We start from the raw sequence: 14,276 nt of genomic DNA on the forward strand, positions 1-14,276 counted from the left end.
CGCGGCCCAGTGCGCACCGACCTCATCAAGCCACTTCACGTCGCACTCCTGGAGAACGCGACCCGTTTCGCCGACAAGCCGGCGTTCGCCGACGACCACCGGTCAGTCACCTACGGCGACCTGGAGGCCCGGACGCGCAGGCTGGCCGGGCACCTGGCCGGCCTCGGCGTCCGGCACGGGGACCGGGTGGCGTTCTGCCTCGGCAACCGGGTGTCCACTGTGGAGAGTTACTTCGCGATCCTGCGCGCGGGCGCCGTCGGCGTGCCGCTCAACCCCGGTTCGGCGACGGCCGAGCTGGCGCACCCGCTGGCCGACAGCGGCGCCACCGTGGTCATCACCGATGTCACGCAGGCGGCCCGGCTCCGGCTCGCGCCGCACGTCGAGCTGCTGGTGACCGGCGACGACGTGCCGGCAGGCGCGCATTCGTACGACGAACTCGCCGTCCGCGAACCGGCCGAGCCAGCCGCGGACGACCTCGAGCTCGACGAGCCAGCGTGGATGTTCTACACGTCGGGGACGACCGGCCGGCCCAAGGGCGTCCTGTCGACGCAGCGCAACGGCCTCTGGTCCGTCGCTTCCTGCTACGTGCCGTTCCCCGGGCTGTCGGACCAGGATCGGGTGCTCTGGCCGCTCCCGCTGTTCCACAGCCTTTCGCACATCGCCTGCGTCCTGTCCGCCACCGTGGTCGGCGCCACCGTCCGGATCGCCGACGGCAGCTCCGCCGACGACGTGATGCGGCTCCTCATCGAGGAGAGCTCGACGTTCCTGGCCGGCGTGCCGACCACCTACCACCACCTGGTGCGGGCCGCCCGCCAGCGCGGCTTCGCGGCCCCGAGCCTGCGCATCGCCCTGGCCGGGGGCGCGGTCCTCGGCGCCGGGCTGCGGAGTGAGTTCGAAGAGACCTTCGGGGTCCCGCTGATCGACGCCTACGGCAGCACCGAGACGTGCGGGGCCATCACCATGAACCCGCCCGACGGCGCCCGCGTCGACGGCTCGTGCGGCCGGCCCGTGCCCGGCGTCGACGTGCGGGTCGTCGACCCCGGCACCGGGCTCGACGTCCCCGCCGGCCAGGAGGGCGAGGTCTGGGTCAGCGGGCCGAACGTCATGCTCGGCTACCACAACAGCCCGGAAGCGACCGCCGCGGCGATGCGCGACGGCTGGTTCCGGACCGGCGACCTGGCCCGCCGCGACGAGGCCGGCTACTTCACCATCTGCGGCCGGATCAAGGAACTCATCATCCGCGGGGGCGCGAACATCCACCCCGGCGAGGTCGAGGCGGTCCTGCGCACGGTCGACGGCGTCGCCGACGCGGCGGTCGGCGGCGTGCCGCACGACACGCTCGGCGAGGTGCCGGTCGCCTACGTGATCCCCGGGCCGGCCGGGTTCGATCCCGCAGCCCTGATCGAGAAGTGCCGCGAGCAGCTGTCCGCCTACAAGGTGCCGGACCGGATCCTCGAAGTCACGCACATCCCCCGGACCGCGTCGGGCAAGATCCGGCGCGGCCTGCTGGCCGACGAGCCCGCACAGCTGCGGTACGCCGCGACCGAACACGAGGAACAGTCCCGGCACGCCGACTCGGCCGTCGCGGCGGCGCTGCGCGCACGACTGTCCCATTTGGACGAACGGGCGCAGTGCGAGCTGCTGGAAGACCTCGTCCGCACCCAGGCGGCCGACGTGCTGGGGCAGCCGGTCCCGGCCGGGCGCGCGTTCCGCGATCTCGGCTTCACGTCGCTGGCCATCGTCGAGCTGCGCAACAGGCTGACCGAGCACACCGGGCTCTGGCTGCCCGCCAGCGCCGTCTTCGACCACCCCACGCCGGTGGCGCTGGCCGCCCGCATCCGGGCCGGGCTCCTCGGGATCACGCAGGCCGTCGCCGAGCCGGTCGTGGCGGCCGACCCGGACGAGCCGATCGCGATCCTGGGGATGGCGTGCCGCCTGCCCGGTGGCGTGGCTTCCCCGGCGGACCTGTGGCGGCTGGTGGCCGAGCGCGTCGACGCCGTCTCGGAGTTCCCCGGCGACCGCGGCTGGGACCTGGACAGCCTGATCGACCTGGACCGGGAACGCGCCGGGACGTCGTACGTCGGCCAGGGCGGGTTCCTGCACGACGCCGGCCAGTTCGACGCGGGGTTCTTCGGGATTTCGCCGCGCGAGGCCGTCGCCATGGACCCGCAGCAGCGGTTGCTGCTGGAGACGTCGTGGGAGGCCCTCGAAAACGCCGGGGTCGACCCGATCGCGTTGAAGGGCACCGACACCGGCGTGTTCACCGGGCTGATGGGCCAGGGGTACGGGTCCGGTGCGGTGGCGCCGGAACTCGAAGGTTTCGTCACCACCGGTGTCGCGTCGAGCGTGGCCTCCGGCCGCGTCTCCTACGTGCTGGGCCTGGAAGGCCCGGCGGTCACGGTGGACACGGCGTGTTCGTCGTCGCTGGTGGCGATGCACCTGGCCGCGCAGGCCCTGCGGCAGGGCGAGTGCTCGATGGCGCTCGCCGGTGGGGTCACGGTGATGGCGACGCCGGGTTCGTTCGTCGAGTTCTCCCGGCAGCGGGCGCTGGCGCCGGATGGGCGGTGCAAGGCTTTTGCGGCGGCCGCCGACGGGACCGGCTGGTCCGAGGGCGTCGGCGTGGTCGTCCTCGAGCGGCTGTCGGTGGCGCGCGAGCGCGGCCACCGGATCTTGGCGGTGCTGCGCGGCAGCGCGGTCAACCAGGACGGCGCCTCCAACGGGCTCACCGCGCCGAACGGCCTTTCGCAGCAGCGGGTGATCCGCCGCGCGCTGGCCGCGGCCGGGCTGGCACCGTCCGATGTGGACGCCGTCGAGGCCCATGGAACCGGCACGACGCTGGGTGACCCGATCGAGGCGCAAGCCCTGCTGGCCACTTACGGGCAGCAGCGGGAGCAGCCGTTGTGGCTCGGCTCGCTGAAGTCGAACATCGGGCACGCACAGGCGGCCGCCGGCGTGGCGGGTGTGATCAAGATGGTCCAGGCGCTGCGGCACGAGGTGCTGCCGCCGACCCTGCACGTCGACAAACCGACCGCCGAGGTCGACTGGGCGGCGGGCGCGGTCGAGCTGCTGACCGAGGCGCGCGAGTGGCCGCGCTCCGGCCGTCCGCGCCGGGCCGGGGTGTCGTCGTTCGGCGTCAGCGGGACCAACGCGCACCTGATCCTGGAGGAAGCGCCTGCCGAAGAGCCGGTCGCCACCTCGGAAGCGGCGGTGGTGCCGCTGGTGGTGTCGGCGCGGAGCGCGGCGGCGTTGTCCGGGCAGGCCGAGCGCTTGGCGGCGTTCCTCGAAGGGGACGTGTCGCTGACCGAGGTGGCCGGATCGCTGGCGTCGCGCCGGGCGGTGCTGGACGAACGCGCCGTCGTCGTGGCCGGTTCGCGCGAGGAAGCCGTGACCGGGCTGCGGGCGCTGAATGCGGTTGGTTCCGGGACACCGGGCAAGGTCGTGTGGGTGTTCCCGGGGCAGGGGACGCAGTGGGCCGGGATGGGCCGTGAGCTGCTGGAAGAGTCCCCGGTGTTCGCCGCGCGGATCGCCGAGTGCGCGGCCGCGCTGGAGCCGTGGATCGACTGGTCGCTCATCGACGTCCTGCGGGGCGAGGGCGACCTGGACCGGGTCGACGTGCTGCAGCCCGCCTGTTTCGCGGTGATGCTCGGGCTGGCTGCCGTCTGGGAGTCCGTGGGGGTCCGGCCGGACGCCGTCGTCGGGCACTCGCAGGGTGAGATCGCGGCTGCCTGCGTTTCGGGGGCGTTGTCGCTGGCCGACGCCGCGAAGGTCGTTGCGCTGCGCAGCCAGGCCATCGCGGCGGAACTCTCCGGGCGCGGTGGGATGGCGTCGGTCGCCCTGGGCGAGGACGCCGTGGTCTCGTGGCTGGCGGACGGGGTCGAGGTGGCCGCCGTCAACGGCCCGTCGTCGGTGGTGATCGCGGGAGACGCCCGCGCCCTCGACGAGACGGTGGAAGCCCTTTCCGCGCAGGGGATCCGGGTTCGGCGGGTGGCGGTGGACTACGCCTCGCACACCCGGCACGTCGAGGACATCCGCGACACTCTTGACCAGGCCTTGGCCGGGATCAGCGCGCAGGCCCCGGTGGTGCCGTTCTACTCCACCGTCACGAGCGAGTGGGTGCGCGAAGCCAGGGTCCTGGACGGCGGCTACTGGTACCGGAACCTGCGCAACCAGGTCCGGTTCGGGGCGGCCGCGACGGCCCTGATCGAGCAGGGCCACCAGGTGTTCGTCGAGGTCAGTGCGCACCCGGTGACGGTCCAGCCGTTGAGCGAGCTCACCGGGGACGCGATCGGGACGTTGCGGCGTGAAGACGGTGGCCTGCGCCGGCTCCTGACCTCGATGGGCGAACTGTTCGTCCGCGGCATCGACGTGGACTGGACGGCGATGGTGCCTGCCGCCGGGTGGGTCGACCTGCCGACCTACGCCTTCGACCACCGGCACTACTGGCTCGAACCGGCCGAACCGGCCGAACCGACTTCGGACGGCGACTCGTTCCTGGGCACGATCGTCAGCACGCCCGGCTCGGACCGCCTCACGGCCGTGGCCCGGTGGACGCGCCGGACGCAGCCCTGGGCGGTGGACGGCCTGGTCCCGAACGCGGCGCTGGTCGAGGCGGCCATCCGGCTCGGCGACCTGGCCGGCACGCCCTTCCTCGCCGAACTGACCATCGACGCGCCGGTGGTGCTCCCGCCCCGCGGTGGCCGGGAGGTCCAGCTGATCGTCGGCGAACCCGGCGAGCAGCGGCGTCCGATCGAGGTCTTTTCCCGCGAGGCGGATGAGCCGTGGACCCGGCACGCCCACGGCACACTCTCTCCCGCCGTCGCCGTGACAGAGCCGGCGGCGGCGGGAGACGCCACCGACGTCACCGTGGACGGCCTGCGCGACGCGGACCGGTACGGGATCCACCCCGCGCTGCTGGACGCCGCCGTCCGCACGGTCGTCGGCGACGACCTGCAGCCGTCCGGCTGGACCGGCGTGTCCCTGCTGGCTTCCGGGGCCACGGCCGTGACCGTGACCCCGACGGCGACCGGCCTGCGGCTGACCGACCCGGCCGGGCAGCCCGTCCTGACCGTCGAATCCGTGCGGGGCACGCCGTTCGCCCCCGGCCAGGGGACCGTCGACGCGCTCTTCCGCGTCGACTGGACGGAAATCCCGCTGCCCGCCGCCGAAGCCACGGACTTCTTGCCGTACGAAGCCACGTCGGCCGAGGCGACCCTGACGGCGCTCCAGGCCTGGCTGGCGGACCCCGCCCAGGCGGAAACCCGGCTGGCCGTGGTCACCGGGGACAGCGCCGAACCCGACGCGGCCGCGGTGTGGGGCCTGGTGCGCTCGGCGCAGTCGGAGCACCCGGGCCGGCTCGTCCTGGCCGACCTCGACGACCACGCTGCGCTGCCCGCCGTGGTGGCGAGCGGCGAACCGCAGGTGCGGGTGCGCAGCGGCGTCGCGTCGGTGCCCCGGCTCGCCCGGGTGACCGAGGCGCCGGCCGCGCGCCCGCTCGATCCCGAAGGCACCGTCCTGATCACCGGCGGCACCGGCACGCTCGGCGCGCTGACCGCCCGGCACCTCGTCACGACCCACGGCGTCCGCCACTTGGTCCTGGTCAGCCGCCGCGGCGAAGCCCCCGAACTGCGCGACGAGCTGACCGCGCTGGGCGCGTCCGTCACCATCGCTGCCTGCGACGTGGCGGACCGGGCGCAGCTCGAAGCCGTCCTGCGGGCGATCCCGGCGGAACACCCGCTCACCGCCGTGATCCACACCGCCGGCGTCCTCGACGACGGCGTGCTGACCGAGCTGACCCCGGACCGGCTCGCCACCGTCCGGCGGCCGAAGGTGGACGCGGCCCGGCACCTGCACGAGCTGACCCGGGACGCCGACCTCGCCGCCTACGTGCTGTTCTCCTCGGCGGCGGGCGTGCTCGGCAACCCCGGCCAGGCCGGGTACGCGGCGGCCAACGCCGGGCTGGACGCCCTGGCGCACCAGCGCACCGGTCTCGGCCTGCCGGCAGTGTCCATCGCCTGGGGCTACTGGTCGGCGGTCAGCGGCATGACCCAGCACCTCGGCGCCGCCGACCTGCGGCGCAACCAGCGGATCGGCATGTCCGGGATCGCCGCCGACGAAGGCATGGCGCTCCTGGACGCCGCCCTCGGCACCGGTGGCGCGCTCGTGGCGGCGAAGTTCGACGTCGCCGCCCTGCGGGCGACGGCGAAGGGCGGGGGTCCGGTTCCGCCGCTGCTGCGTGGCCTGGCCCCGCTGCCGCGGCGGACGGCGGCCAAGACGGCGTCGCCGACCGAGCGCCTCGCCGGCCTCGGCGAGGTCGAGCAGGCCGGCGCCCTGCTCGACCTGGTGCGGCGGCACGCCGCGGAGGTGCTCGGCCACTCCGGTGCCGAATCCGTCCATTCCGGACGGACGTTCAAGGACGCCGGCTTCGACTCGCTGACCGCGGTGGAACTGCGGAACCGGCTGGCCGCCGCGACCGGGCTCACCCTCTCCCCGGCGATGATCTTCGACTACCCGAAGCCCCCGGCGCTCGCGGAACACCTGCGCGCCAAGCTCTTCGGTGCGGGGGCCGCCCGCCCGGCCGGGCCCACCACGGCGGCCGCGGCCGACGAGCCGATCGCGATCGTGGCGATGGCGTGCCGGTTCCCCGGCGGGGTGCACAGCCCGGAAGACCTGTGGCGGCTGGTGGCCGACGGCGTCGACGCCGTCACCGAGTTCCCCGGCGACCGCGGCTGGGACACCGACCGGCTCTACCACGAAGATCCCGACCACGAAGGCACCACGTACGTCCGGCACGGCGCCTTCCTCGACGACGCCGCCGGGTTCGACGCCGCCTTCTTCGGCATCTCGCCGAACGAGGCGCTCGCCATGGACCCGCAGCAGCGGCTGCTGCTCGAGACGTCCTGGGAGCTGTTCGAGCGGGCCGCGATCGACCCGGCCACGCTGGCCGGGCAGGACATCGGCGTCTTCGCCGGGGTCAACAGCCACGACTACAGCACGCGGATGCACCGGGCCGCCGGCGTCGAGGGCTTCCGGCTGACCGGGGGCTCGGCGAGCGTCCTCTCCGGCCGCGTGGCCTACCACTACGGCGTCGAGGGCCCGGCCATCACGGTCGACACGGCCTGCTCGTCCTCGCTGGTGGCCCTGCACCTGGCCGTGCAGGCACTGCAGCGGGGCGAGTGCTCCATGGCGCTGGCGGGCGGCGTGATGGTGATGGGCACCGTCGAAACCTTCGTCGAGTTCTCGCGGCAGCGCGGGCTGGCTCCCGACGGCCGGTGCAAGGCGTTCGCCGACGGCGCGGACGGCACCGGCTGGTCCGAAGGCGCCGGGCTGCTGCTGGTGGAGCGGCTGTCCGAGGCCCGGCGCCGGGGCCACCAGGTCCTGGCCGTGGTCCGCGGGTCGGCGGTGAACTCCGACGGCGCGTCGAACGGTCTCACGGCGCCGAACGGCCCGTCCCAGCAACGCGTGATCCGCAAGGCACTGGCCGCCGCCGGACTGTCCACATCGGACGTCGACGCCGTGGAGGCGCACGGCACCGGGACGACCCTCGGCGACCCGATCGAGGCGGAGGCGCTGCTGGCCACCTACGGCCAAGAGCGGGAAACCCCGCTGTGGCTCGGCTCGGTGAAGTCGAACCTCGGTCACACGCAGGCGGCGGCGGGTGTCGCGGGCGTGATCAAGATGGTCATGGCCATGCGGCACGGCGTCCTGCCCCGGACGCTGCACGTCGACCGGCCGTCGTCCCACGTGGACTGGTCGGCGGGTGCGGTGGAACTGCTGACCGAGGCCCGCGACTGGGCGAGCAACGGCCACCCGCGCCGCGCGGGCGTGTCGTCGTTCGGCATCGGCGGCACCAACGCGCACGTCATTCTCGAAGAGGTGCCCGCGCAGGCCGTCACACCGGAGCCGGAGCCCGAGCCCGCCGGGTTCCTCGTGCCGGTGCTCGTCTCCGCGCGGACGGCGACGGGCCTGCGTGGTCAGGCCGGCCGGCTCGCCGCGTTCCTCGGCGAGCGGCCGGACGTCCGGGTCGCCGACGCCGCGCACGCCCTCGCCACCACCCGCGCCCGGCTCGACCACCGGGCCGTCGTCCTGGCGGCCGACCGGGAACAGCTCCGCAGCGACCTCGCCGCCTTCGGTCCCGGCGTGGTGACCGGGACGCCGGTCGACGGCAAACTGGCCGTCCTCTTCACCGGCCAGGGCAGCCAGTGGGCCGGCATGGGCCGCGAACTCGCCGAAACGTTCCCGGTCTTCCGCGACGCCTTCACCGCCGCTTGCACCGCCGTGGACGCGCACCTGCGCGAGCGTCCGCTGCGCGAAGTCGTGTTCACCGACAGCGCCCGGCTCGGCCGGACGATGTACACCCAAGGCGCCCTGTTCGCCGTGGAGACCGCCTTGTTCCGGCTCTTCGAGTCCTGGGGCGTGCGGCCGGACCTCCTCGCCGGCCACTCGATCGGCGAGCTCACCGCCGCGCACGTGTCCGGGGTGCTGGACCTGGCCGAGGCGGGCGAACTGGTCGCCGCGCGCGGCCGGTTGATGCAGGCCCTGCCCGGGGGCGGCGCGATGGTCGCCGTCCAGGCGACCGAGGACGAGGTCGAGCCCCTGCTCGGCGACGCCGTCTGCGTCGCCGCGGTCAACGGCCCGGACTCGGTGGTGCTCTCCGGCGCCGAAGACGCCGTGCTCGCCGTCGCGGGCGAACTGGCGGGTCGCGGGCGCAAGACGCGGCGGCTGGCCGTCAGCCACGCCTTCCACTCGCCGCTCATGGAACCGATGCTCGACGAGTTCCGCGCCGTCGCGGAGCGCCTGACGTACCGGGCCGGTGTGCTGCCCGTCGTCTCGACGCTCACCGGAGAACTCGCGGCGCTCGACACCCCGGGCTACTGGGTCGACCAGGTGCGCAACGCCGTGCGGTTCAGGGACGCCGTGACGACGTCGGCCGCCGAGGGCGCGTCGACGTTCCTCGAACTCGGGCCGGGCGGCGCGCTCGCCGCGATGGCGCTCGGCACGCTCGGCGGGCCGGAGCAGAGCTGCGTCGCCACCCTGCGCAAGAACGGCGCCGAGGTGCCCGCCGTCCTGACCGCTCTGGCGGAACTGCACGTGCGCGGCGTGGCCGTGGACTGGACGGCCGTGCTCGACGAACCGGCCACCGCGGTCGGGACCGTCCTGCCCACCTACGCGTTCCAGCACCAGCGCTTCTGGGTCGACGTCGACGAAACGGCGGCCGTCGGCGTCACCCCGCCACCGGCAGAGCCGAAGGTGAGCGGGCCGGTGGCGGACGTGCCGGCCCTGGTCCGGGAGAGTGCCGCGCTGGTGCTCGGGCACCGGGAAGCGGACGCGTTCGACCTCGACCGGCCCTTCAAGGACCTCGGGTTCGACTCCCTCAGCGCGATCAAGCTGCGCAACCGCCTGCGCGACTTCACCGGCGTGGAGCTGCCCAGCACGCTGATCTTCGACTACCCGAACCCCGCCGCTCTCGCCGACCACCTGCGGGCCGAACTCCGCGGGGAGCGCCCGGCGGCGCCGGTCACGGTGACGCGCTCCGTCTCCGACGAGCCGATCGCGATCGTCGGCATGAGCACCCGGCTGCCGGGCGGCGCGGACAGCCCCGAAGAACTGTGGAACCTGGTCGCCGAGGGGCGGGACGCGGTCTCCGGCTTCCCCGTCGACCGCGGCTGGGACCTGGACGGGCTCTACCACCCGGACCCCGCCCACCCGGGGACGAGCTACACGCGTACGGGCGGCTTCCTGCACGACGCGGCGCAGTTCGACGCCGTGCTCTTCGGGATCTCACCGCGGGAAGCGCTGGCCATGGACCCGCAGCAGCGGTTGCTGCTGGAGACGTCCTGGGAAGCCCTCGAACGCGCGGGGGTCGACCCGCTGTCCGCGCGCGGCAGCGACGTCGGCGTCTTCACCGGGATCGTCCACCACGACTACGTGACGCGGCTGCGCGAAGTGCCCGAGGACGTCCAGGGCTACACGATGACCGGGACGGCCGCGAGCGTGGCGTCGGGCCGGGTGGCCTACGTGTTCGGGTTCGAGGGCCCGGCGGTCACGGTGGACACGGCGTGTTCGTCGTCGCTGGTCGCGATGCACCTGGCGGCGCAGGCCCTGCGTCAGGGCGAGTGCTCGATGGCGCTGGCCGGCGGCGCGACCGTGATGGCCAGCCCGGACGCCTTCCTGGAGTTCTCGCGCCAGCGCGGCCTGTCCGCCGACGGCCGCTGCAAGGCGTACTCGGACGGCGCGGACGGCACCGGCTGGGCCGAGGGCGTCGGCGTGGTCGTCCTCGAACGGCTTTCGGTGGCCCGCGAACGCGGCCACCGGGTGCTGGCCGTCCTGCGCGGCAGCGCGGTGAACCAGGACGGCGCGTCGAACGGCCTGACCGCGCCGAACGGGCCCTCGCAGCAGCGGGTGATCCGCGGTGCGCTGGCGAACGCCGGGCTGGCACCGTCCGATGTGGACGTCGTGGAAGGCCACGGGACCGGGACGGCACTGGGCGACCCGATCGAGGTCCAGGCGCTGCTGGCCACCTACGGTCAGGAGCGGGACCAGCCGTTGTACCTGGGGTCGCTGAAGTCGAACATCGGACACACCCAGGCGGCCGCCGGCGTCGTCGGCGTGATCAAGATGATCATGGCCATGCGCCACGGCGTCATGCCGGCCACCCTGCACGCCGACGAGCGCACGAGCCAGGTCGACTGGTCGGCGGGCGCGATCGAGGTGCTCACCGAGGCGCGGGAGTGGCCGCGGAACGGCCGTCCGCGCCGGGCCGGGGTGTCCTCCTTCGGGGCCAGCGGCACGAACGCGCACGTGATCATCGAAGAAGGACCCGCCGAAGAGCCCGTGGCCGAAGAGGCGGCCTCCGTGGTGCCGCTGGTGGTGTCCGCGCGCAGCACGGGTTCCCTGTCCGGGCAGGCCGGCCGGTTGGCCGCGTTCCTCGAGAACGCGCCGGTGTCGGGCGTCGCCGGTGCCCTGGTTTCGGGCCGCGCGACGCTGAACGAGCGTGCGGTCGTGCTCGCGGGCTCGGCTGCCGAAGCCCAGGTAGGGTTGCAGTCCCTGGCCCGCGGCGAGAACGCGCCCGGCGTCGTGACCGGGACCGCGGGCCGGCCCGGCAAGATCGTCTGGGTGTTCCCCGGCCAGGGCTCGCAGTGGCTCGGCATGGGCCGGGAACTCCTCGACTCCTCGCCGGTGTTCGCCGAGCGGATCAAGGAGTGCGCCGCCGCGCTGGAACAGTGGACCGGCTGGTCGCTGCTCGATGTGCTGCGCGGTGACGCCGACCTGCTCGACCGGGTCGACGTGGTGCAGCCCGCGAGCTTCGCGATGATGGTCGGCCTCGCCGCGGTGTGGACCTCCCTGGGTGTCGTCCCCGACGCGGTGCTGGGCCACTCCCAGGGCGAGATCGCCGCCGCGTGCGTCTCGGGTGCGCTGTCGCTGGACGACGCGGCGAAGGTGGTCGCGTTGCGCAGCCAGGCGATCGCCGCCGAACTGGCCGGCCACGGCGGGATGGCCTCGGTCGCGTTGAGCGAGGAAGACGTGGTCGCGCGGCTGGCGCCGTGGGCGGACCGCGTGGAAGTCGCGGCCGTCAACAGCCCGTCCTCGGTCGTCATCGCGGGGGACGCACAAGCTCTCGACGAGGCACTGGAGGCGCTGTCCGGCGACGGCGTCCGGGTGCGGCGGGTCGCGGTGGACTACGCCTCGCACACCCGGCACGTCGAGGCCGTCGCCGAAACCCTGGACAAGTCCCTGGCCGGGATCAGCGCGCAGGCGCCGGCGATCCCGTTCTACTCCACCGTCCTCGGCGCGTGGATCGAGCACGCCGTCGTCGATGCGGGTTACTGGTACCGGAACCTGCGGCAGCGGGTGCGGTTCGGCCCGTCGGTGGCGGAGCTGGCCGGGCGGGGCCACACGGTGTTCGTGGAGATCAGCGCTCATCCGGTGCTGGTCCAGCCGCTGAGCGAGATCGGTGACGACGCCGTGGTGACCGGGTCGCTGCGCCGGGACGACGGCGGACTCCGCCGCCTGCTGGCCTCGGCGGCCGAGCTGTACGTCCGGGGCGTGCCGGTGGACTGGACGGCGGCCGTGCCCGCGGCCGGCCACGTGGACCTGCCGACGTACGCCTTCGACCGGCGGCACTTCTGGCTGCACGAAGCCGAAACCACCGAAGCCGCCGAAGGCGCGGACGGCGAGTTCTGGACCGCGATCGAACAGTCCGATGTGGACAGCCTGGCCGAGCTGCTCGACCTGGTGCCGGAGCAGCGCGGGGCGCTCAGCACCGTCGTGCCGGTGCTGGCCGGGTGGCGGGACCGGCGCCGGGAGCGCTCGACGGCGGAGAAGCTGCGCTACCAGGTCACCTGGCAGCCGCTCGAACGCGAAGCCACCGGCGTGCCGGGCGGCCGCTGGCTGGTCGTCACCCCGGCCGGTACCACCGACGCGCTCCTGAAGGAGCTGACCGGCCAGGGACTCGACATCGTGCGGCTGGAGATCGAGGGATCGTCCCGGGAACGGCTTGCCGAGCGGTTGCGGGCTGTCCTGGCGGAGAACGACGTCACCGGCGTCCTGTCGCTGCTCGCTCTCGACGGCGGGCCCGCGGACGCGACCGAGATCACCGCTTCGACGCTCGCGCTGGTCCAGGCCCTTGGCGACACCACCACGTCCGCGCCGCTGTGGTGCCTCACTTCCGGCGCGGTGAACATCGGCATCCAGGACGCCGTGACCGCACCGGCCCAGGCGGCTGTGTGGGGCCTCGGCCGCGCCGTCGCGCTGGAACGCCTCGACCGGTGGGGCGGCCTGGTCGACCTGCCCGCCGCGATCGACGCGCGCACGGCCCAGGCCCTGCTCGGCGTGCTGAACGGCGCCGGCGGGGAAGACCAGCTCGCAGTCCGGCGGTCGGGCGTCTACGGCAGGCGGCTGGTCCGCAAGCCCGTGGCGGAGTCCGCGGCGAGCCGCTGGGAACCCCGCGGCACGGTCCTGGTCACCGGCGGGGCCGAAGGGCTCGGCCGGCACGCCTCGGTCTGGCTCGCGCAGTCCGGCGCCGAACGGCTCATCGTCACCGGTACCGACGGCGGCGAAGAACTGCGGGCCGAGCTGGCCGGGTTCGGCACCACGGTCGAGTTCTGCGCCGACACCGACCGGGACGCGATCGCGCGGCTGGTGGCGGACCCGGAGCAGCCGGTCACGGCCGTGGTGCACGCCGCCGACATCGCGCAGACCAGTTCCGTCGACGACACCGCGCCGGCCGATCTCGCCGAGGTGTTCACCGCCAAGGTGACCACCGCGGTGTGGCTGGACCAGCTGTTCGAGGACACCCCGCTCGACGCGTTCGTCGTGTTCTCCTCGATCGCGGGCATCTGGGGCGGCGGTGGCCAGGGCCCGGCCGGTGCGGCGAACGCCGTCCTGGACGCCCTGGTCGAGTGGCGCCGGGCCCGCGGGCTGAAGGCGACGTCGATCGCCTGGGGCGCGCTGGACCAGATCGGCATCGGCATGGACGAGGCCGCCCTCGCCCAGCTCCGCCGCCGCGGTGTGCTGCCGATGGCTCCGCAGCTCGCGGTCACCGCGCTGGTGCAGGCGGTCGCCGGCAACGAGAAGGCCGTGGCGGTGGCCGACATGGACTGGGCCGCCTTCATCCCCGCGTTCACCTCGGTCCGGCCCAGCCCGCTGTTCGCCGAGCTGCCCGAGGCGAAGGCGATCCTCCAGGCCACGCGGGACGACGGCGAAGACGGCGACACCGCGTCGTCGCTCGCGGACTCCCTGCGGGCGGTCCCGGACGCCGAGCAGAACCGCATCCTGCTGAAGCTGGTCCGCGGGCACGCCTCGACGGTGCTCGGCCACAGCGGGGCCGAAGGCATCGGGCCGCGCCAGGCGTTCCAGGAGGTCGGCTTCGACTCCCTGGCCGCGGTCAACCTCCGCAACAGCCTGCACGCGGCAACCGGGCTGCGGCTGCCGGCGACGCTGATCTTCGACTACCCCACCCCGGAGGCGCTGGTCGGCTACCTGCGCGTCGAACTCCTCCGGGACGCCGACGACGGTCTGGCGGGGCGGGAGGACGACCTCAGGCGGGTCCTCGCGTCCGTGCCGTTCGCCCGGTTCAAGGAGGCGGGCGTGCTGGACACGCTGCTCGGCCTGGCCGACGCCGACCCCGGCACCGAAGCGGGCACCGCGCCGGAGGTCCCCGAACCGGCAGTGCCGCTCTCGGACGACGCAGAACTGATCGACGCACTGGACATCTCCGGTCTCGTGCAACGGGCCCTCGGGCAGACGAGCTGACCGCCGATGGCGAACCAATCGTGGAG

Annotated in this window: 1 protein-coding gene; it reads left to right on the forward strand. The window is 74.1% G+C overall.

The window, feature by feature from the left end; all coding sequences use genetic code 11:
* The first annotated feature begins 9 nt into the window (after positions 1-9).
* Entirely contained in the window at positions 10-14,250 is a 14,241-nt protein-coding gene (locus AB0F15_RS02110; protein WP_360263751.1) for a type I polyketide synthase, read from the forward strand.
* The last annotated feature ends 26 nt before the right edge of the window (positions 14,251-14,276 follow it).

It is taken from the genome of Amycolatopsis sp. NPDC026612 (assembly GCF_040638285.1).
Taxonomy (GTDB): domain Bacteria; phylum Actinomycetota; class Actinomycetes; order Mycobacteriales; family Pseudonocardiaceae; genus Amycolatopsis.